Below are 19,028 nucleotides of genomic sequence, written 5' to 3' on the forward strand. Positions count from 1 at the left end.
CGAGTATCCACCTGCCTCAGGGGGGTCGCTCGTGCGCCCCTTCACAAGGTTGGGCAGGCCCTGTGCTAAACTCCGCGCCCCCTGCTCGCCAGGCCCTGGCGGCGGCAGGCGGCCCCCGTCCGGTTCGGACCGTTGTCAAGGCCGCGTGAGCTGCTCCTCTGACCGAAAAAGGTCCCCCACGGAGGGGCCCCGCGACCCTTCCGGAACCGCTTCCCGACGCTCACCCGAGCACGGTTTTCTGCCTGCTGAGACCCCGAAAAGGTCGCCGGAGGCCCTTTCGGCCCTTGACAGGGCCGAATTCCTTGTGAAGAACTTCACGAAGTTTTCCTGGCGGAGCGTCACCGAGAGGCGTACGGCGGCCCCCCCGGGTGCGCTCACACCGTATCCGGACTGCCCAACCGGATGCTACCGGCCAGTAGAACCAGGGCGGACGAGCCTACGCCACGGACCACGCGATGCCGTCGAGGATGTCGTGTTCGCTGACGACGACCTCCCGCGCGCCGATGCGCTCCATGATCGCCAGCAGGACCAGGGCGCCCGCGCCGATGACGTCGACACGGCCCGGGTGCATGGAGGGGATCGCCGCGCGCTCGGCGTGCGTGGAGTGCAGCAGGCGGTCGCTGATCTCGCGGACGCGCTCGCGGGAGACGCGGGAGTGGTGGATGGCCGCCGAGTCGTACGCGGGCAGCCCCTGCGCGATCGCCGACACCGTCGTCACCGAGCCGGCCAGGCCCACCAGGGTGTGCGCCTCGCGCAGCGGGACCGTTTCCTCGGCGAGGTCGAGCGCGGCCTCGATGTCGGCCCGTATGGCGACGATCTGCTCCTCGGTCGGCGGGTCCGTGACCACCCCGTCCCGCACCAGGTGACGTTCCGTCATGCGGACGCAGCCCACGTCCACCGAGCGCGCCGCGCGGACGTGGTCGTCGCCCACGACGAACTCGGTCGAGCCGCCGCCGATGTCCACCACCAGGAAGGGCCGGGCGAGGTCCGCACGGCCCGTCAGCTCCTTCGTCGCACCGGTGAAGGAGAACTCCGCCTCCTGGTCACCGGAGATCACCTCGGGCTCGACGCCGAGGATGTCCATCACCCCGCGCACGAACTCGTCCCGGTTCTCGGCGTCCCGGGAGGCGGAGGTGGCCACGAAACGCAGCCGCTCGGCGCCGTACTCCTTGATGGCCTCGGCGTACTCCCGGCAGGCCGCGAAGGTCCGCTCCAGCGCCTCGGGGGCGAGCCGGCCGGTGCGGTCCACGCCCTGGCCGAGCCGCACGATGGTCATGCGCCGGTCCAGCTCCAGAAGTTCGCCCGTCGCCGGGTCGGCGTCCGCGACCAGCAGACGGATGGAGTTCGTACCGCAGTCGACGGCGGCGACCCGGGTCATGCGCGGTCCTCCTCGGTCCCGGCGGGCCCGGCGGCGAACCCGCCGTCCTCGGAGGCCTCGGCCTGCCGCCCCTCGCCGGACGACGGCGCCGCGGGCGTCACGCACGGGCCCTTGCGCCACCACTCGGGCAGCATCGCGATCGCCTCGTCACCGAGCGGGTTCACGCCCGGCCCGGCGGCCAGCGAGTGGGCGACCAGGACGTGCAGGCACTTCACCCGGTCCGGCATGCCGCCCGCGCTGGGGAAGCCCGTCAGCGCCTCGATCTCGTCCCGGCGCCGGATGTAGTCCTCGTGCGCGGCCCGGTACGCGGCCGCCAGCTCCGGGTCGGTGGCCAGCCGCTCCGTCATCTCCTTCATCACGCCGTCGGCCTCCAGCGTGCCGATGGCCGAGGCGGCGCGCGGGCACGTCAGGTAGTACAGCGTGGGGAAGGGCGTGCCGTCGGGCAGCCGCGGGGCCGTCTCCACGACGTCGGGCTGACCGCAGGGGCAGCGGTGCGCGATCGCGCGCAGCCCGCGCGGCGGCCGCCCGAGCTGCTGCTTGAAGGCCTCGACGTCCGCCTCGGTGGGTTTGCTGCGCTCGGTGGGCGGCGGTGGGGTTTCCATGCCTTGCGTATGTCTCTCTGTCAGTTCACTGGTCGGAGGCGTCGGACTTGTCGACCCCGTCCCAGACGTTGGCGTACCAGGGGCGGCGGGCCGTCCCCCGCTCGGCGCGGGACCGCTCGGCCGGGCCCGGGTCGACCACGACGTAGCCGGTCTCCCCGGGCTTCACGTAGTGCAGCCGCCGCCGGATCTGCTGCTCGGCGTAGGCGTCGTCCTGCCAGCGTGCCTTGAGGTCGCGCAGTTGTTCCACCCGCTGCTGGGCCTGCCGCTTCTGCCGTTGCAGGTCGGCGATGTCGGCGCGCTGGGTGACGTACTGCCGCATCGGGTAGGCCAGGGCGACCACCATCGAGCAGAGCACCAGCACGAGCAGCGCCGCGCGGCCTGTGAGACGGGAGCGGCGGGCCTGGCGGCGGGTCTGCGAACGGTAGACACGGGCCGCCGTCTGCTCACCGAGCAGCTTGAGCCTGGTCGTGGTGGAGAACCGGTCCCGGTCCTTGACGGCCATCGTCCCGCCTCCCGTTCGTGCCCGTGCACACACGTGCGTACGTCCCCGGACACGGTACGGGACCGGGTACGGGGACGTACGTGCGACTGGCGAAGCCTTACGCTTCGCGGCTCAGCCTCCGGGGCGGCTCGGCCCCCGGAACGGCTCGGCCCTCGAAGCGGCTCAGCCCTTGAAGCGCGGGAAGGCCGAGCGGCCGGCGTACACCGCGGCGTCGTCGAGGATCTCCTCGATGCGCAGCAGCTGGTTGTACTTGGCGACGCGCTCGGAGCGGGCCGGGGCGCCGGTCTTGATCTGGCCGCAGTTGGTGGCGACGGCCAGGTCGGCGATCGTGACGTCCTCGGTCTCGCCGGAGCGGTGGGACATCATGCACTTGAAGCCGCTGCGCTGGGCCAGCTCGACGGCGTCCAGGGTCTCGGTGAGCGAACCGATCTGGTTCACCTTCACGAGCAGCGCGTTGGCGGCGCCGTCCTCGATGCCGCGGGCGAGGCGCTCGGGGTTGGTGACGAACAGGTCGTCGCCGACGAGCTGGACCTTGTCGCCGAGCTTGTCGGTGATGACCTTCCAGCCGGCCCAGTCGTCCTCGAACAGCGGGTCCTCGATGGAGACGAGCGGGTAGGCGGCCACCAGCTCCTCGTAGTACTCGGTCATCTCCGCCGCCGAGCGCTCCTTGCCCTCGAAGACGTACTTGCCGTCCTTGTAGAACTCGGAGGCGGCGACGTCGAGCGCGAGGGCGATCTGCTCGCCGGGGGCGTAGCCGGCTTCCTTGATCGCCTCGAGGATCAGGTCGAGGGCCTCGCGGTTGGAGCCGAGGTTCGGGGCGAAGCCGCCCTCGTCGCCGAGGCCGGTGGACAGGCCCTTGCTCTTCAGGACCTTCTTCAGCGTGTGGTAGACCTCGGTGCCCCAGCGCAGGGCCTCGGAGAAGGACTCCGCGCCGATCGGGGCGATCATGAACTCCTGGATGTCCACGTTGGAGTCGGCGTGCGAGCCGCCGTTCAGGATGTTCATCATCGGCACCGGCAGCAGGTGCGCGTTCGGACCGCCCAGGTAGCGGAAGAGGGGGAGGTCCGAGGCCTCGGAGGCGGCGTGGGCGACGGCGAGGGAGACGCCGAGGATGGCGTTGGCGCCCAGCGAGCCCTTGTTGTCGGTGGCGTCCAGGTCGAACATGGCCTGGTCGATCAGGCGCTGCTCGGTGGCGTCGTAACCGACGAGCTCCGGGCCGATCTGCTCGATCACGGCGAGGACGGCCTTCTCGACGCCCTTGCCCTGGTAGCGGTTGGGGTCGCCGTCACGGAGCTCGATGGCCTCGAAGGCACCGGTGGAGGCGCCGGAGGGGACGGCGGCACGACCGGTGCTGCCGTCGTCGAGGCCGACCTCGACCTCGACCGTGGGGTTGCCTCGGGAGTCCAGGATTTCCCGGGCTACGACGACGTCGATGGACGGCACGAGCATCTCCTTCTGGGATGTGACGCTGGAAGTGCGGGGCGTGAGCCTTGCGCCTAGAGCCTAACCGTCCCGGGGCGGCGACCGGCCGACCGACCGCCTCGTGGACAGAGTGACGGTACCCTTTGTTCCCGCTCGGAACAAAGGGAAGGGGAAGGTTCGGGAACGGCCGGGTGTGCGGGAGACGAAAAGAACCCGCCCCGGCGCGTAGGGGGGAACACGCCGGGGCGGGGGCCCATGAAGGGCGGTACGGGCCCTTACTTCAGGTGGAGCTGCTGGCCCGGGTAGATGAGGTCGGCGTTGTCGATGATGTTCTTGTTCAGCTCGAACAGCTTCTTCCAGCCGCCCTGGACGCCGTGCTCGGCGGCGATGGAGCTGAGGGTGTCGCCGGAGACCACCTTGTACTCGCCGTCGCCCTTCTTGACCTTCTCGCCGTTGGGCGTGGTGACGGTCCTGCTCGGGGCGGGGCGCGTCGCGGAGCGGTTGGCGGCCTGCTGCTCGGTCGAGCGGGTGGTGGTGCTCTTGGCGGAGCTGCCGCTCGACGACGACGAAGAGGAAGACGCCGACGCCGACGAGGAGGAGGACGAGGGGGCGCTGCCGGTGTAGGCGGCGCCGGACAGGCCCTTGCCGCAGACCGGCCAGGCGCCCTTGCCCTGGCCCGCGAGGACCTTCTCGGCGACGGTTATCTGCTGCGACTTGGAGGCCAGGTCGGCGCGCGACGCGTAGGCGGTGCCGCCGTACCCGGCCCAGGTGGAGTTGGTGAACTGGAGGCCGCCGTAGAAGCCGTTGCCGGTGTTGATGGACCAGTTGCCGCCGGACTCGCACTGGGCGACCGCGTCCCACTCGGAGGCGGTGGCGGCGGAGGCGTTGCCGACCGCCATCAGCGGGGCGGCGACTGCGGCGCCGGCGACACCGGCGAGCGCGATGACACGGGTGGTCCTGGACGTACGGCGGTGCTTGCCCTTGCTGGAGAACAGCATGGATGGATCCCCTCACCGACGCCTGCGAGGTGAGCTGTCGGGTTCGGGCCGGTTGAGTTGCCCGGCCGTGCCTCGTACACGAGGCACGGCTCCACCCCTAGCCGCTCCGGTCAACTGCCCGGCGCGGCACTTACCTTGGGTCCCCCGCTCCTGCCCACGGCGCTTGACGCGACGACTGTTCCCGTGCGGCCGCTGGCAGGATTCGGCGTTGCGGCAGCCGGGGCTCGCGGTGACGAGCGGTCACGACCGTAGGCATGCGCTTCGCCGAATTCCAAAGACGATCAGGGCTTCTGAGACTCATCCCACACTTTCCCCGAATGGGACATTCAGCGCGAAGCGTGGCGTGAACTCCGCCTACTTTTGGGGCGTTTCGGTAGGGACATTCAGGGTCTGACCGGCGGAGATGTGATTCGGGTCGGACCCGATCGCCCCCTTGTTCGCCGCGTACAGCGCGTCCCATCCGCCCGGGAGGTCAAGGGAGTCGGCGATGGACTCGAGGGAGTCGCCGGCGCGGACGGTGTAGGAGTCGGCGACGACGGCGCGCGCGGAGCCACCACGGGAGGCGTGACGGCCGGAGGAGGCGGTCGAGTGGCTGTCGGCCGGGTCCTCGACGGCACTGCCGCCGCGGTGCCGCCCACCGCTGAGTGCGCCGGTGTCGACCAGGGCCGAAGTGCCGCCGACCTGCCACGAGTTGTCCGTGTAGTCCGGCTGCGCCGTGACCGAGGGCGAGGCGGCGGGCGACTGCGACCCGCCCGCCGCGACATCGGAGGACGCGTCGGACTCGGCCTGCTCGCCCTTCTTGGCGGGCGAGGACGGCGAAGGGGAGGACGTGGTGGGGGACGCGACCGACGAGCCGGAGGAATCGGTCGAACCAGGGTCGACATCCGACGAGTCGGACGAACCGGACGTATCGCCCGACGACGTCTGTGACGAGTCGGACAGGCCGAGGTCGTCCGTGAGGGACTTTCCGGAGGAGTTGGAGGATCCGGACGAATCACCCACGCCGGTGTCGACCTTCGCCGCCCCGGACTTCTTGCTGAGCCCGGAGAGCAGCCCGCACGTCGGCCAGGCGCCGGGACCCTTGTCGGCGAGCAGCTTCTCGGCCACGGCTATCTGCTGGGAACGGCTGGCCTGGTCGGCGCTCGAGGCGTAGTCGAGGCCGCCGTACTTCTCCCAGTCGTCCTGCGTCAACTGGAGGCCGCCGTAGTAGCCGTTGCCGGTGTCGGCGCTCCAGGCGCCGCCACTCTCGCACTTGGCCACCTTGTCCCACGCGTTGCCGTCGGCCGCGCTGGCGCCGCCGGCGCCGATCAGTGGGATGGCGATGGCGGATCCGGTCACTCCGGCTGCGACGAGGAGGGCCGGAGCCTGACGGGGCCGACGGTGACGACCGTTCCCGGAGAGCATGCGGAGACCTTTCGTGCGACAGCGGTGACCCGCGTGGCGACCGCAGACTCGGCGCCACGCTGATGGGTGAAAGTATCGGCTGACGATCGCTTGTCACAAGTTCATGCCGCACAGATCACGTGAAGATCACACCGTTGAACATGTGTCATCTTCGTGTCCGTCAGTGGGTAGGCGTGGTGCGGCGGCAGGCGCCTTTTCCTGCCTTGTCCGGCTTCCCCGCGACTTACCGACCGGGTGTGAACCGCACCGGCAGCGTTCGCAGTCCGCGCATGATGAGCCCTCCGCGCCAGCGCAACTCGGCTGGATCCGCACCCAGTTGCAGGTCCGGGAGCCGGGTGAGGAGGGTGGCCAGCGCGGTCTGGCCCTCCAGGCGGGCGAGCGGTGCGCCGAGGCAGTAGTGAATGCCGTGTCCGTAGCCGAGGTGTTGATTGTCACGCCGCCCGAGATCGAGGACGTCGGGGCCGGCGAACCGCTCCGGGTCCCGGTCGGCGGCGGCGAGGACGACGAGGACCGGGTCGCCGGCGGCGATGTCCTGCCCGCCGATGGTGAGCGGCCGGGTGGCGTAGCGCCAGGTGGCCAGCTCCACCGGCCCGTCGTAGCGCAGGAGTTCCTCCACTCCCGTCTCCAGCAGGCCGCCGTCCCCCTCGGCGAGGGACCGTTGGAGCCGGTCCCGCTGCTCGGGGTGGGTGAGCAGGGCGTAGGTGCCGTTGCCGATGAGGTTGACGGTGGTCTCGAAACCGGCGAACAGGAGGATGAAGGCCATGGCGGCGGCCTCGTTCTCGGTGAGGTGCTCGCCGTGGTCGGAGGCGCGGATGAGCGCGGAGATGAGGTCCTCGCCGGGGGCGGGCTCGGCCGGGAGCGCCTCGCGCTTGCGGTGGATGAGTTCCGCGAGATAGCCGCGCATCTTCTTCACCGAGCGGGCGACCCCGCCGCGCGGGCCCTTGCCGTGGCGGATCATCATGCCCGCCCAGTCCCGGAAGTCGTCCTGGTCCTCGCGGGGGACGCCGAGCAGGTCGCAGATGGCGTAGATGGGCAGCGGGAAGGCGAACTCGTGGATGAGGTCGGCGGTGCCGCGCCCGGCGAACCCGTCGATGAGTCCGTCGGCCAGCTCCTGCACACGCGGGGCGAACTCGGCGACGCGGCGCGGGGTGAACGCCTTGCTGACCAGCCGGCGCAGCCGGGTGTGGTCCGGCGGGTCGATGTTCAGCAGGTGGGTCATCAGCTCGGCCTTGCGCTCGCCGGGGATGCCGGTCTTGCCCTTGGCGTGCGCGGACTCGGCGTGGTGCGCCGGGTTCTTGGACAGCCGCTGGTCCGCCAGGGCCTGCCTGGCGTCCGCGTACCGGGTGACCAGCCAGGCCTCCACTCCGCTGGGCAGGCGGGTCCTGTGCACGGGGGCGTGCTCGCGCAGCCAGGCGTAGGCCGGGTAGGGGTTGCTGGCGAACTCCCAGGTGAACAGGGCTGGTGGCTGGTCGTGCATACGGTTGACCCTAGCGCCGGGAATCCGGTGCAAGGGCTTCCGCCCCTGCCGCCGCCCCGGCCCTCCCCGTCCCCGGCGGCGATGTCCCCGGCACCCTGCCGCCCCGCCCGCGCCCCTCAGGGCCTTCGGGTGCCCTCTGTCTCCACGATCGCGTCCCGGTACGCGCGCGCCGCCGCGCGCAGTGCCGCCTCCGGGTCGACGCCCTCCGCCTCGGCGCGGGCGGCCAGTGCCAGCAGCTCGTATCCGAAGCCCTCCCTCGCCGGGAGGGGGACCTCCAGGCCCGCCGTGCGGACCCGGGAGGCCAGCTTGGCGGCGAGGGCGAGGCCGGGCTGGCCGAGGGGGACGCCCTCGGTCACGGAGGTGCGCCGCTTCTCCTCGGCCTTGGTGCGCAGCCAGTGCGCCTTGACCTCCTCCGGGGTGGTGGCGGTCTCGTCACCGAAGACGTGCGGGTGGCGGTGGATCAGCTTGGCGACGATGGTGCCGGCCACGTCGTCGATGGAGAACGGCTCCTCGGAGTCCTCCTCGGCGATACGGGCGTGGAAGACCACCTGGAGCAGGACGTCGCCCAGTTCCTCGCGCAGTTCCTCACGGTCGCCGTCCTCGATCGCCTCGACCAGCTCGTACGCCTCCTCGATGCCGTACTTGGCCAGGCCCTTGTGGGTCTGCCGGGACGACCAGGGGCACTCGGCGCGGATGCGGTCCATGACCTGGACGAGGTCGAGCAGGCGGGCGCCGGGCAGGTCGTAGGAGGCGGGCAGCAGCTCCAGCTCCGGCATGTTCACACGGCCGGAGCCGGCCAGGCGGGCCAGTCCGTCGGTCAGGGCGGGTTCGCCCTCGCCGGTGGCCACGACGACGACCGTACGGCCGCCGGCGCACGCGTCCACCAGTCCCTCGGCGCTCGGTGCCGCCTCGTCCACGGCTATGCCCGCCTCGCGCAGATACGGCAGCTGCGGATGGGCGCCATCCGCGCACAGCACCCGGTCGGCCGCGCGCAGCACCTGCCAGGCGGGCCAGGACAGCAGCCCGGGGGCGACCCGGTGGCTGGTAGTGAGCAGGACGATCCGGCCCGTGGCCGCTGCGGAGGTGGTCGTGCTGGTGGTGTTCACGGTCCGAACGTAACGCACGCCCGCGACGTCGCCCCTGGTTGTCCACAGGCCGAGGGCCGGCCCCCGGCCCGGTTGTCCACAGGCCGAGGGCCGGCCCCCGGCCCGGTTGTCCACAGGCCGAGGGCCGGCCCCCGGCCCGGTTGTCCACAGGTCCGGCCGTCCGGCGTCCGGCCTCCGGTCAGGCCGACTGCTTCGCGTCCGCCGCCGAGACGTCCCGCAGCCACGGCGTCTTGGCGTTCACGAGGGTGCTCTTCTCGACGTCCCACGTGCCGTAGCGCGGGTTGAGGTCGACGTGGAGGTCGGCGGAGGCCTCGGACAGCGCCTTCCAGAAGGCCGGCTGGCCGGCGTCGGTGTGCAGATGCGCCGCGAGCTTCTGCGCCTTCACCTGGAGGCGGAGGTTGTCGTCGAGGCGCTGCGGGGGCACCCCGTACCGCTGGAGCCAGGTGTCCTCGAGCGCCTTGGCGCCACCCGCCTGCTGCTCGAGACCGCTACGCAGCTGCTGGACCTCGCCGCGGCTGACGCTGAGGCCGGCGTTCCGGGCGGCGCGGTCCAGCACCTGGTCGAGCACCATCTGGTGCAGCGTGTCCCGGGCGAGCGTGCCGGTCGAGACGACGGTCTGCTGGTACTGCGCCTCGTCGGCCACCGCGGCCCGCTGCGCCTCGCGCACCTCGCTGACCCGGCTCTGCAACTGCCCGAAGGTGATCCGCTGGCCGCCGACCACGGCCGCCGCGCCCGGATGCGCGTCGCTTCCACAGGCGGTGAGCAGGGGTGCCGCCGCGAGGATCGTGGCGGACAGGACGAGCGCGGTGCGACGGCGGCGGTGCAAGGAAACCTCCCGTTGTGGAGATTGTGCGGCGGTGCACAAAGTCTTGCGATGATCGATGGTAGGCAGCGGCCGGGCTCTGGCCAACCCATTCGACCAACGATTCACCACGACTTCGGGCACCGTCTTCGGGCGCCGTCGCACAAGGGGAGGCCCGACGTGGCGGGGAAGCCGTCGGGCCGCATCCGCGCCCTGCGGATTCTCAGCCGGTGATGGCGACCGGAGCGTCCCACCAGTCGCGGTCGACGGTGATGGTGACGCCGCCGCGCGTCTCCTTGCTGTTGACCATGTACTGGTGGGCGCGGCTGTGGTCGGTGAACTGGTTGGCACCCCAGGGCCAGTCGGTGGTGGTGGTCTCCTTGCCGTCCCAGAGGGCGTACCAGAGGTTGCCCGGCAGGTCGGTCTTGTTGGTCGCGGTGGCGATGGCCTTGGCGCTGGAGCTGGTGAAGCCGTAGTAGCCGGCGCGGTAGGTCTTGTCGCGCAGCACCTTGTCGAAGGCGCGGACATAGGTGAGCACGGCGTCGTTGCACGCCTTGTCGGTGATGTCGTACGGCTCCATGTCGAGGTAGACCGGGCTGCCCGCCTTCATGCCGAGCGCGGAGGCCTTGGCCACCGCGTCCTTGGCGTCGCTGGTGCCGAGGGAGGCGGCCGTGGCGGCGGTGAGCCGCTCGGGGTTGGCGCTCTTCTGGCAGGGCGGCTGGGCGCCGACGTACAGCGGGATGAGCTTCCAGCCCATGGAGCTGACCGACTTCACCCAGGAGGCGGTCAGGTTGGGCTGGGCGCAGCCGCGGTTCTTGCCGCCGATGTAGACGGCCGCGGCGCCGTAGTAGCCGGTGTTCCAGGCCTTCATGGCGCTCAGCGAGGGTGCCGAGCAGGTGTCGAAGGCACGGCCGGTGAAGGTCTTCTGGGCGGGCCAGGCGGTGGCCGCCATGGAGGTCTGGGCCGCGATCCCGGCGCCGGCGACGACGACGGCTCCGGCCGCCGCCCACGTGATGTACCTGCGCTTCTTCGACTGCCGGTGCTCGGCCATCCCCACCCCTGTTGTCGTGTACGTGCCGGTCGCGCGTGTGCTGAGGCACATTAACCGACGGAATGTCTCCGGCCTGACAAGTGATCGCCTCGCAGCGCACAAGAATCACTCAAGGCGCAGCAAAAACACGCGTGCTACCTGCGATGCGACGGTCCGGCCTGCTCGGGCGGCACAAGCTCCGGCGATCAGGCCTCCCGCCGCCCGGCCCGTCGTCCACAAGCGGCCTCCGCACCCCCCGCCGTGGCCTAATCTTGCCCTGCGACGACTCCGTCCCCGAGCGGCGGAGCGCTTGGGGGTGGAGATGGACAAGCGGCTGGAGGCCGGCTGGTTCCAGCGGATCGCCTGGTCCGTCCTGGTCTGGGGCTCGCTGGGCATGCTTGTGTGGGTGCCGTTCCTGTACGTGGCGATCCGCCGCGGACGCGGGTCGGACTGGGGCGCCTTCGCCTCGTTCGTCCTGTACGAGTGCACCGTGATGCCGGGACTGTCCGTCGTGCCCGACGACAGCGACGCCGCCGCGGTGCTCGGCATCGTGATCATCCTGTGCCTGATGGCGGCGACGGGGATGCTGCTGTTCGCCGTGTTCGACCGGCGGATGCCGCAAGCGGTGGCAGCGGCCGGATACGGGGCGGCCCCTTCCTCGCCCACGGTGCCGCAGGGCACGTACGGCTACCCCTACGGGCGCTGAAGCGCGCCCCGCGCGGGCGTTGAACCGCGCCCCCGTACGGGGGCGTTGAGCCCCGGCCCCGTACGCGCGCCGAACCCGCACCGGTCAGCCGTGCACCTGGCCCAGCCACTGCAGGGTGCGCTGGATCTCGGCGGGGAAGGGATGCACGGGTCCGTGCCGGCGCTCCGCGTCGTGCAGCAGGCGCAGCAGGGTGTCGTGGGCGGCGGTCCGGTCGCCGAGGGCGAGCAGCAGGTGCCCGATGCGGCGGCGGATCTCGAAGGGCAGGTCGGGGTCGGCGGCCGTGTACGGGTTCTCCGCGAACCGGTTCTCGAAGTAGGGCAGCAGGGCGCGGTACTCGGTGAGCGCCGCGGCCGGCTCGCCGAGCTGTTCGAGGCACTGCGCCGCGTCGTAGCGGAACCGGAGGGACTGCGGGTCGGCGGCACCCGCCTCGGTGGCCCGTTCGTCGGCGAGGCGTCGCAGCTCGGGCAGGGCACGCCGGTACTGGCCGTCGTCCATCAGCGTGGCCGCGTACTGCTTGCGCAGGGTGCGCACCACCGGTGAGTGCTCGCCATGCTGGGCGGCGGCGGCCGGGAGGATCGCGCCGAGGATGTCGACGGCCTGGGTGATGCGGCCCTCGCCGAGCAGCCGCTTGACCTCGTCTACGGCGGTGGCGACATCGTGGTGGCCGCCGGTCCCGGTGGTGGCCGGTTCGGGGCGCGGCGCGGGGGTGACGGCGCGGTCGGGCCAGGGGGCGTGCGGGCGCAAAAAGGGGCGGGTGGGATCGAGGGGTCCGCCGGTGTGCGGCCCGCGCGGGGGCAGCAGCGGCAGCAGGTCCTCGTACACCGCCTGGGCACTGGCCGGGCGGTGCTGGGGGTCCTTGGCGAGCAGCCGCAGCACGAGGGATTCGAGGGCGTCGGGGATCTCGGGGCGCAGCCGGCGCACGGGCACCGGCGGCTCGTAGAGGTGGCGGTGCAGCACGCCGACCGCGGTGGAGGCGGCGAACGGGACGTCCCCACTGAGGAGTTCGTGCAGCACCACGCCGAGCGCGTACAGATCGGTGTACGGGCCGACGGCGCCGCCCATGGCCTGTTCGGGGGCCATGTAGGCGGGGCTGCCGATGGGTGAGCCGGTGCGGGTGAGGCGGGTGGTCTCGGCGTTGAGGACGGAGGCGACGCCGAGGTCGAGGACGGTGACGGTGCCGTCCGGCTTCACCATCACGTTCCGCGGTTTGAGGTCCCGGTGGACGATCGGCACGGCGTGCACGGCGGACAGCACGGCGCACAGCTGGGCGGCGACGGCGACCGCCCACTGCCAGGGGTACGGCTCGTGTTCGGCGAGGTGGTCGGCGAGGTCGGCGCCGTCGACGTACTGCATGACGAGGTAGAGGTTCTCGTCCTCGCTGCCCGCGTCGTGCACGGTGACCAGGCCGGGGTGGTCGACCTGCGCGGTGACGCGGCACTCGCGGACGAAGCGGCGGCGCAGCTCGGCGGCGTCCTGGCTGTGGGGTCCCGCGACCTTGTCGGGGCGCAGCAGCTTGACGGCGACCCGGCGGTCGAGCCGCTGGTCGTAGGCCGTCCAGACCTGGCCCATGCCGCCTTGTCCGATGAGCGTGGACAGTTCGTAGCGTCCGGCGACGACGCGTGCGGTCACCGGCCGTCTCCCGCGCCCCAGCTCGTGGTGAACCCGGATTCCCCGGTGCCCGGGGCTCCGCCCGGCCCGGTCTGCCCGCCCGGCCCGGTCTGCCCGCCCTGGCCGGCCTGCCCGCCCTGACCGGGACCGTTGTCCTGGCCGCGCAGGAAGTCGCTCAACTCGTCCAGTTCGGCGCGGACCTGGTCGATCCGGGCGGGCGCGGGACGCTGCGGCTGCTGGGGCAGCGCGTGGGGAGCGGGCGCGGACGCCGGGTTCGGCGCGGGTGGGAAGGAGGCGGGCGGCGGCGGGGAGTAAGGGCCCGGCTGCGGCGGGGAGTAGGGCGCGGGCCGCGGGCCGCCGTACGGGGCGGGCGGCGGACCGTAGCTCTGCGGGGCGGGGGACGGCGGGTAGCCGTACACGACGGTGGCGTCCGTGGCACTGGGGGCGCCCCGGCCGGCCAGGAGGGCCTCGTGGTGGCGGAGGTCCCGGTACAGGAAGTAGCCGACGCTGCCGAACGCGGAGAGCAGGAGCAGCCCGACACCGACATCGCTGCGCCAGGTCTGCGGGTCGCCCTCCTCGCCGGTCCCGTCGACGCCGACGAACACGCACCCCACGAAAAGGAGGACGAGCGACAGGACGAACAGGGCCCAGTCGCGCCGGGCACGGGTCATGCAGGCGACGCGCAGCATGGTGCCCCAGGCCAGGAAGCCGAGACTCAGCACCGAGAGAGCCACGAACAGCACCCTGAGCCCGACCACCAGTGCGGTCGAGGGGCGCGGAGGCTGCGGCGGCGCGTAGCCGGGGCCGTGCATGACTGCTCCTAGTGCCGAGGCCCTGGCGGGGCGCCTGCGGGGACGTTGCGTACGGTGCGGAACCAGGGTGTTCCGAGCGTGTTCCGAGGGTATCGGTCCACCCGGACAACCGGCTTGGGATGTACCGAACCGTTGCCGTCTCCCGTTCCCGCCGCACCGCCCCGCTGCACCGCCGCACCGCCGCGCACCGCCGCACCGCCGCGCACCGCCGCGCCGCCCGCTCGGCCGGCCGGCCGGCCGCCGGTCCGTCAGCCGCCGGGCGGGACCGTCCCGTCGGTCAGGCCGTCGTACATGCCCCGCACGAGTTGCTCGCCGAGGTGTCCGGCCAGTCGCAGCGCGTCCTCGAAGGCCGCCAGGCCGCGGAACCGTTCGCCGTAGGTCCGCTGCTGCTCCAGCGGGATCCGGGGGAGTTGGAGCCTGCGCACGTCGAGCCGGGTCGCGGTGGACGCGTAGCTGCTGGCCTGGCGGTTGTTGGCGGTGCCGCGCAGGAATCCGGCGAGGAACCACGGGTCGAGCGCGGCCGGGTCGGGGCGCAGCAGGGTGAGGTTGCGGCCGAGCGCGGCCCCTGCGGTGCGCTCGTCGACGACGCGGGCCACGCGCCCCCCGCCGAGGACGGGCACGACGACGTCGCCGGCTTCGGTGAGCACGACGTCCTCGGCCGGCTCCCCGTCGGGCAGCACCCCGGACGGCGCGGCGGCGGCGAGGACGTCGTGGTCGGTGAGGACGGGGACGCCCGCGCGGGCCGGCCGGCCCGCGGCCGGGGTACGGGGGTGTGACGCCGCCGCAGGACCGGAGCTGCCGGAGGCGCGCAGGACCAGGGCGCCGGCGCGGGCGAGTTCGCCGACGCTGGTCATCGGCCAGCGCGCCGGTGGCGCCGCGGTGGCGGGCGGCGGCGGGGCGAGGGTGGCGGCGAGCCGCAGGGTGTCGCCCAGGCGTGCGCCGACGTCGGCCAGTCGCTCGGCTCCGCCGTCGGCCGGGAGCGGCAGGTGGCGGGCGGGGGCGAGGTCGACGTCGTCGTCGAGGAGGTCGATCACCGGTACGCAGCGGCTGAGCCCCGGCTGCTCGTCGGCCGTGCCGGTGCGGTCGAAGGGCCGCCAGGCGTCGAGGACGGCGGAGCGCACGTCCTGCCAGTCGCCGCGGGCGCGCCCGTCGGCGGCGGCGGCCGTGTCCACGAGCAGCAGTTCGGGTGTCGAGGGCTGGGCTCCGGCGATGGGGCGGCGCAGCACCCACAGGTGCAGCGGGATGTTGTACGGGGGCGCCGATCCGGCGGGGAGCGCGATCACGGCGCGCAGGGCTCCGCGCCGCAGCAGGTCGGCGCGGATGCGGCGGCCGGAGCGGCGGGACGCGGCGGCGGGCGGCATCAGCAGCACGGCGGTGCCGCCGTCGCGCAGGTGGGCGAGGGCGTGCTGGATCCAGGCCAGCTCGGACTCGGTGCGGGCGGGGAAGCCGTACTCCCAGCGCGGGTCGTAGGCGAGTTCGTCATGGCCCCAGTTGCGCTCGTTGAACGGCGGATGGCACAGCACCGCGTCCACGGCGAGGCCGGGGAAGGCGTCGGCGCGCAAGGTGTCGCCGACGCGCGCGTGCACCTCGGCGTCGGTGCTCAGGGCGAGCCGCAGCGCGGTGAGGGCGGCGAGTTCGGGGGCGGCGTCCTGTGCGTACACGGCGGTCGGCGAGCCGAGCGCGCCGAGCAGGGCGCCGGTGCCGGCGGCGGGGTCGAGCACCGTACGGGGCCGGCCGGCGAGTTCGGCCATCAGGGCGGCGGGCCCGGCCGGAGTCAGCGTGTACTGACGTGGGTTGGCGTCGAGTTGCCGTCCGAGCAGGAACTCGAAGGCGCGGCGGGTGCCGAGTTCGACGGCGAGTTCGCCGACGCCCCGCAGCAGCGGTACGGAGGCGGCCAGTTCGGCGGGGCCGGGCAGGGTCAGGGCCGCGTGGCCGGTGTGGCCGGTGTGGCCGGCGGGGGCCGTCATCGGGCCGGAGCCGGGTGCGGCGGCGGAGGGAGCGCCGTCGGTGTTCACAGCCGGCTGTGAACTGTGGTCCGCGCCGACCGGGGCGGAGGTGGCGCCCTCGGTGTTCACAGCGGCCTGTGAACCGAACCGCCGGGTGAGGGCCTTGGCGAGCTTGGCGGGCAGCAGCTCCGCCATACGTGCGTCGGTCAGACCGCTCAGCTTCAGCCATTCGGTGGGCCGGTCGCGGATCAGGAGGAGGGCGCAGCCCGCGTGGACCAGGGCCGTGACGGGGCCGGCGGGGTGTCCGGCGAGCTGCTGCCAGACCCGTTCGCGGAGCGGGACCTCGGCGAGTTTGCCCTGCTTGCGCAGCCATTCCTCGACCTCGGCGAGCGCGAAGGCGGGGCTCGCCTCGGTGCCGCCGACGGGCCGGGGGAAGTCGGCGTGGCGGCGGCGCCAGTTGCTGACGGCGGCCCGGCCGACCCCAGCGAGGCGTGCGATTCCGGCGGCGGTCACCTCAGTGGCGTTGTCCTGCACCCGCGCGGCTCCCCTCGTGATGGCTCTGTGGCGTCGAGCATACCCAAGGACGCCCGAAAGCCGCCTTCACGAGGTGAATCGATAAAACAAAATCTGTCATGTTGACTCGGTTCACAAAGCCTGCTCTGATTGACCCATCGGAACGAGCGGCCGCCGGATCGGCGGCCGCCATCCTCGGGAGGGATTTCTCATGGGCATGAAGACGAAGCTCGCGCTGAGTGCCGCCGTCGGTCTCGCGATCATCGGCGCGGTGTCGTGCAGCGCCGACACCGGCGACTCCAAGAGCGACTCGTCCAGCTCGGCGGCGGCCGACGGGGCCAGCGGCGGCACCTCCGGCAAGGGCGGCGCCAAGGACAAGAAGTCCGATGCCGCCAAGGCCTCCCAGGCGGACCAGTTCAAGGCCTTCGTGAACAAGAACGGCACCGCGAAGGAGAAGGAGGCCGTCGCCCACGTCACCAAGGTCCAGGGCGCCGACGAGCAGAACGACATCCTCGACAGCGTCGACGTCCACACCGACTTCACCGGCGGCCTGATGGGCAAGGGGACGGGTCCCGCCAAGCTGATCGCCTCCGCCTTCGCGGACTGGAAGCACAGCAAGAACGGCCTCGTCACGGTCTACGACGCCGACGGCGAACTGCTCGGCAACGGCAACTTCTAGAGCAGGCGGACCGGGCCCGCGCCCCCGCGCCCCTCATCCCCTGCTTCCCCTCCAGCACCGGGGCCCCCGCACCCAATGCCGCACCGCACCGGGGCCTCGCACCCCGCGCCCCGCACCGCACCGGGCCCCCGGCCCTCGGTGCTCCCCGCCGCACCACCGCCCCCTGCCCGTGCCGTCACCACGGCGCGACAGCAGCTCATCCACCTCACGCCATCCTCGGGGGGACCCATGCGTCACACCGCCGCCGCTCTCTGCCTGACCGCCGTCGCCGCCTCGCTCGCGCTCACCGCGTGCGGCTCCGAGAAGCCGGACACGGCGGGCGGCGACGCCAAGGGCAAGGCACACCGCTCCGCCGGCGCCACGGCCGAACGCGCCCCGTTCGCCGACCTGTCCGGGCAGGAGATCGTCGACAGGGCGCTCAAGGCCACCCGGAGCGCCACCTCCCTCACCCTGAAGGGCAGCGTCCCCGACGACGAGGGCACCATCGAACTCGACCTGGCCCTGGACCGCGAGGGCCACTGTGCCGGGACCCTGGGCATGCACGGCGAGGGCGAGGTCGCCCTCATCAGGACCGACGACACCGTCTACATGAAGTTCGACGAGGCGTACCTGCGCTCCGAGGGCAAGGGCCAGTCCAAGTCCGAGACCGACGGTGTGGTGGACATGCTCGCCGACCGCTGGGTGAAGACCGGCGCCGACAGCGACGACGCCAAGGACTTGGCCGACTTCTGCGACCTCGACAAGCTGCTCGCCGACTTCGACGACACCCGCTCGGCCGCCCGCAAGGGCGAGGCGACGACCCTCGACGGCACCCCCGCGTTCACCCTCACCGAGGCCGAGGGCAAGGACCGCTACACCCTCTACGTCGCCACCGAGGGCAAGCCGTACCTGCTGCGGATCGAGAACACCACGGCGAAGCAGCCGGAGGACATCTCCTTCACGGACTACGGCAAGCCGGTCCCGGCGGTGCCGCCCGCCGACAAGGACGTGCTGGACCTCGACAGCCTCTGAGGCCCGGACGGCGTCCCGACCGACCACCCCTCCGGCGGTCCCTCACCCCTCTGGGGGGAGCGGGTACGGACCGCCGCCCCGGCCGGGGAGGAACACCCGCCTCCCCGGCCACCGGGCATCACGTCACGGCGCGTGGCGGCGACGCCGGCCGCTTCTCAGCGGGCCCGGAACCGCTCCGGTGCCTTCGTCGGATTGCCGCCCGAGGGGAGCTTCTGGCCGGGGCAGGTGGACAGGACCTTCTTCATCGCGGTCTTCTCGGCCGCGGTGACCCACAGTTCGTACTTCTTCTTCACCGCGACCTGCGCGGCGACGTACGTGCACCGGTAGGACTTGGCGGGCGGCAGCCACGTCGCCGCGTCGCCGTCGCCCTTGGAGCGGTTGGCGCTCGCGTCCACGGCTATCAGGTTGAGCGGGTCGTTGGCGAGCGCTATGCGCTTGCTCGCGTCCCAGTACGCGGCGCCCTTCTGCCAGGCGTCCGAGAGGGCGACGACATGGTCGATGTCGACCTGGCTGCGCCCACGCCGGTAGACGATCTCCTTGTCGGAGTACGGGTCCCGCTCCAGCACGCCGTACGACACCTTGCAGTCCCCGTCGGTGAACCGCACCTGCTTCAGGTCCCGTTTGAGGATGTCGTCGCGGGTGGGGCAGCCGTTGGAGTCGGTGTCCGCCCAGGCGGTGCCGAACTTCTCCCGGACGTAACCGGTCTTCGGCGACCGCCCCTTGACGGTCAGCGACTCGGCGGCGGCGAGCGCCTCGCCGCCGGTCTTCACCGGCTCCGGTCCGCTCGCGCCGCCATCCAGCTGCTCCGTGCATCCGGTCACGAACAGTGCCACGACGGCAGCCGCAACCGCCCCGCCCCTCAGACGCGTCACGCTGCGCCCCTCCCCTAACCTGCCTGGTCCCGCCCCTGGTTCGGGCGTCCTTCACCTGGTGCCCACCGTAGCGGGGAATATGTCCAGGCCACACGGGGGGTACTGGGGTCACGGGGGGCGAACGCGCGGACCGCGCACCCTCCGCGACCCCCAGGACGCG

The 19,028-nt window shown here is 72.4% G+C and carries 17 protein-coding genes and 1 riboswitch; of the genes, 3 read left to right on the forward strand and 14 right to left on the reverse strand.

Annotated elements, in window-relative coordinates:
• Positions 1-436: 436 nt before the first annotated feature.
• The 10 genes from ACWC91_RS20595 to ACWC91_RS20640 form a co-directional block, all read right to left on the reverse strand.
• Positions 437-1,378 carry a Ppx/GppA phosphatase family protein gene (locus tag ACWC91_RS20595; protein WP_225074824.1) on the reverse strand — a complete coding sequence of 314 codons (942 nt, stop codon included), beginning with the start codon at positions 1,376-1,378 and terminating at the stop codon, positions 437-439.
• A complete protein-coding gene (locus ACWC91_RS20600; protein ID WP_450642069.1) occupies positions 1,375-1,980 on the reverse strand; it encodes a DUF501 domain-containing protein in 606 nt (201 codons plus the stop codon). The genes ACWC91_RS20595 and ACWC91_RS20600 overlap by 4 nt, the downstream gene beginning before the upstream one ends.
• 25 nt (positions 1,981-2,005) lie before the next feature.
• Positions 2,006-2,482 (reverse strand): FtsB family cell division protein, encoded by a 477-nt coding sequence (locus tag ACWC91_RS20605; protein WP_225074822.1) that lies wholly within the window; start codon positions 2,480-2,482, stop codon positions 2,006-2,008.
• 162 nt (positions 2,483-2,644) lie between these two features.
• Complete coding sequence (gene eno / locus ACWC91_RS20610; RefSeq protein ID WP_225074821.1) at positions 2,645-3,931, reverse strand: phosphopyruvate hydratase; 1,287 nt, start codon at positions 3,929-3,931, stop codon at positions 2,645-2,647.
• 248 nt (positions 3,932-4,179) lie between these two features.
• Positions 4,180-4,902 carry a LysM peptidoglycan-binding domain-containing protein gene (locus ACWC91_RS20615; RefSeq protein WP_225074820.1) on the reverse strand — a complete coding sequence of 241 codons (723 nt, stop codon included), beginning with the start codon at positions 4,900-4,902 and terminating at the stop codon, positions 4,180-4,182.
• A 4-nt stretch (positions 4,903-4,906) separates the two neighbouring features.
• Positions 4,907-5,074, reverse strand: a riboswitch (cyclic di-AMP (ydaO/yuaA leader).
• Between the two features lie 182 nt (positions 5,075-5,256).
• Positions 5,257-6,306, reverse strand: a complete 1,050-nt coding sequence (locus tag ACWC91_RS20620; protein ID WP_225074819.1) for a LysM peptidoglycan-binding domain-containing protein — start codon at positions 6,304-6,306, stop codon at positions 5,257-5,259.
• Positions 6,307-6,529: 223 nt separating this feature from the next.
• Positions 6,530-7,783: a cytochrome P450 family protein gene (locus ACWC91_RS20625; protein WP_281154471.1), complete on the reverse strand. Its 1,254-nt coding sequence runs from the start codon at positions 7,781-7,783 to the stop codon at positions 6,530-6,532.
• A 116-nt stretch (positions 7,784-7,899) separates the two neighbouring features.
• Positions 7,900-8,889, reverse strand: a complete 990-nt coding sequence (locus ACWC91_RS20630; protein ID WP_450642068.1) for a nucleoside triphosphate pyrophosphohydrolase — start codon at positions 8,887-8,889, stop codon at positions 7,900-7,902.
• 178 nt (positions 8,890-9,067) lie between these two features.
• Positions 9,068-9,715, reverse strand: coding sequence for a SurA N-terminal domain-containing protein (locus ACWC91_RS20635; protein WP_281154469.1), 648 nt, complete (start codon positions 9,713-9,715; stop codon positions 9,068-9,070).
• 199 nt (positions 9,716-9,914) lie between these two features.
• On the reverse strand, positions 9,915-10,742 hold the full coding sequence (locus ACWC91_RS20640; protein WP_225074815.1) for a glycoside hydrolase domain-containing protein: 828 nt from the start codon (positions 10,740-10,742) through the stop codon (positions 9,915-9,917).
• A 301-nt stretch (positions 10,743-11,043) separates the two neighbouring features.
• Between ACWC91_RS20640 and ACWC91_RS20645 the strand changes: the two genes are divergently transcribed.
• Positions 11,044-11,427: a hypothetical protein gene (locus ACWC91_RS20645; RefSeq protein ID WP_225074903.1), complete on the forward strand. Its 384-nt coding sequence runs from the start codon at positions 11,044-11,046 to the stop codon at positions 11,425-11,427.
• Between the two features lie 84 nt (positions 11,428-11,511).
• Here ACWC91_RS20645 and ACWC91_RS20650 read toward each other — a convergent pair whose 3' ends face one another.
• The 3 genes from ACWC91_RS20650 to ACWC91_RS20660 form a co-directional block, all read right to left on the reverse strand.
• Positions 11,512-13,056 carry a serine/threonine-protein kinase gene (locus ACWC91_RS20650; RefSeq protein ID WP_225074814.1) on the reverse strand — a complete coding sequence of 515 codons (1,545 nt, stop codon included), beginning with the start codon at positions 13,054-13,056 and terminating at the stop codon, positions 11,512-11,514.
• Positions 13,053-13,847: a hypothetical protein gene (locus tag ACWC91_RS20655; protein ID WP_376500198.1), complete on the reverse strand. Its 795-nt coding sequence runs from the start codon at positions 13,845-13,847 to the stop codon at positions 13,053-13,055. The genes ACWC91_RS20650 and ACWC91_RS20655 overlap by 4 nt, the downstream gene beginning before the upstream one ends.
• 248 nt (positions 13,848-14,095) lie before the next feature.
• On the reverse strand, positions 14,096-16,327 hold the full coding sequence (locus ACWC91_RS20660; RefSeq protein WP_450643888.1) for an N-6 DNA methylase: 2,232 nt from the start codon (positions 16,325-16,327) through the stop codon (positions 14,096-14,098).
• 190 nt (positions 16,328-16,517) lie between these two features.
• Between ACWC91_RS20660 and ACWC91_RS20665 the strand changes: the two genes are divergently transcribed.
• Positions 16,518-16,985, forward strand: coding sequence for a hypothetical protein (locus tag ACWC91_RS20665; RefSeq protein WP_225074811.1), 468 nt, complete (start codon positions 16,518-16,520; stop codon positions 16,983-16,985).
• A 228-nt stretch (positions 16,986-17,213) separates the two neighbouring features.
• Positions 17,214-17,996, forward strand: a complete 783-nt coding sequence (locus ACWC91_RS20670; RefSeq protein WP_225074810.1) for a hypothetical protein — start codon at positions 17,214-17,216, stop codon at positions 17,994-17,996.
• A 155-nt stretch (positions 17,997-18,151) separates the two neighbouring features.
• Here ACWC91_RS20670 and ACWC91_RS20675 read toward each other — a convergent pair whose 3' ends face one another.
• Complete coding sequence (locus ACWC91_RS20675) at positions 18,152-18,868, reverse strand: HNH endonuclease family protein (RefSeq protein WP_225074809.1); 717 nt, start codon at positions 18,866-18,868, stop codon at positions 18,152-18,154.
• Positions 18,869-19,028: the final 160 nt, after the last annotated feature.

The organism is Streptomyces sp. NPDC001204 (assembly GCF_053598035.1).

Bases quoted from the DNA above. Each gene is read 5' to 3' on its own strand.
- ACWC91_RS20595 (WP_225074824.1), bottom strand. From the start codon at position 1,378: ATGACCCGGGTCGCCGCCGTCGACTGCGGTACGAACTCCATCCGTCTG.
- ACWC91_RS20600 (WP_450642069.1), bottom strand. From the start codon at position 1,980: ATGGAAACCCCACCGCCGCCCACCGAGCGCAGCAAACCCACCGAGGCG.
- ACWC91_RS20605 (WP_225074822.1), bottom strand. From the start codon at position 2,482: ATGGCCGTCAAGGACCGGGACCGGTTCTCCACCACGACCAGGCTCAAG.
- eno (WP_225074821.1), bottom strand. From the start codon at position 3,931: ATGCTCGTGCCGTCCATCGACGTCGTCGTAGCCCGGGAAATCCTGGAC.
- ACWC91_RS20615 (WP_225074820.1), bottom strand. From the start codon at position 4,902: ATGCTGTTCTCCAGCAAGGGCAAGCACCGCCGTACGTCCAGGACCACC.
- ACWC91_RS20620 (WP_225074819.1), bottom strand. From the start codon at position 6,306: ATGCTCTCCGGGAACGGTCGTCACCGTCGGCCCCGTCAGGCTCCGGCC.
- ACWC91_RS20625 (WP_281154471.1), bottom strand. From the start codon at position 7,783: ATGCACGACCAGCCACCAGCCCTGTTCACCTGGGAGTTCGCCAGCAAC.
- ACWC91_RS20640 (WP_225074815.1), bottom strand. From the start codon at position 10,742: ATGGCCGAGCACCGGCAGTCGAAGAAGCGCAGGTACATCACGTGGGCG.
- ACWC91_RS20645 (WP_225074903.1), top strand. From the start codon at position 11,044: ATGGACAAGCGGCTGGAGGCCGGCTGGTTCCAGCGGATCGCCTGGTCC.
- ACWC91_RS20655 (WP_376500198.1), bottom strand. From the start codon at position 13,847: ATGCACGGCCCCGGCTACGCGCCGCCGCAGCCTCCGCGCCCCTCGACC.
- ACWC91_RS20665 (WP_225074811.1), top strand. From the start codon at position 16,518: ATGGGCATGAAGACGAAGCTCGCGCTGAGTGCCGCCGTCGGTCTCGCG.
- ACWC91_RS20670 (WP_225074810.1), top strand. From the start codon at position 17,214: ATGCGTCACACCGCCGCCGCTCTCTGCCTGACCGCCGTCGCCGCCTCG.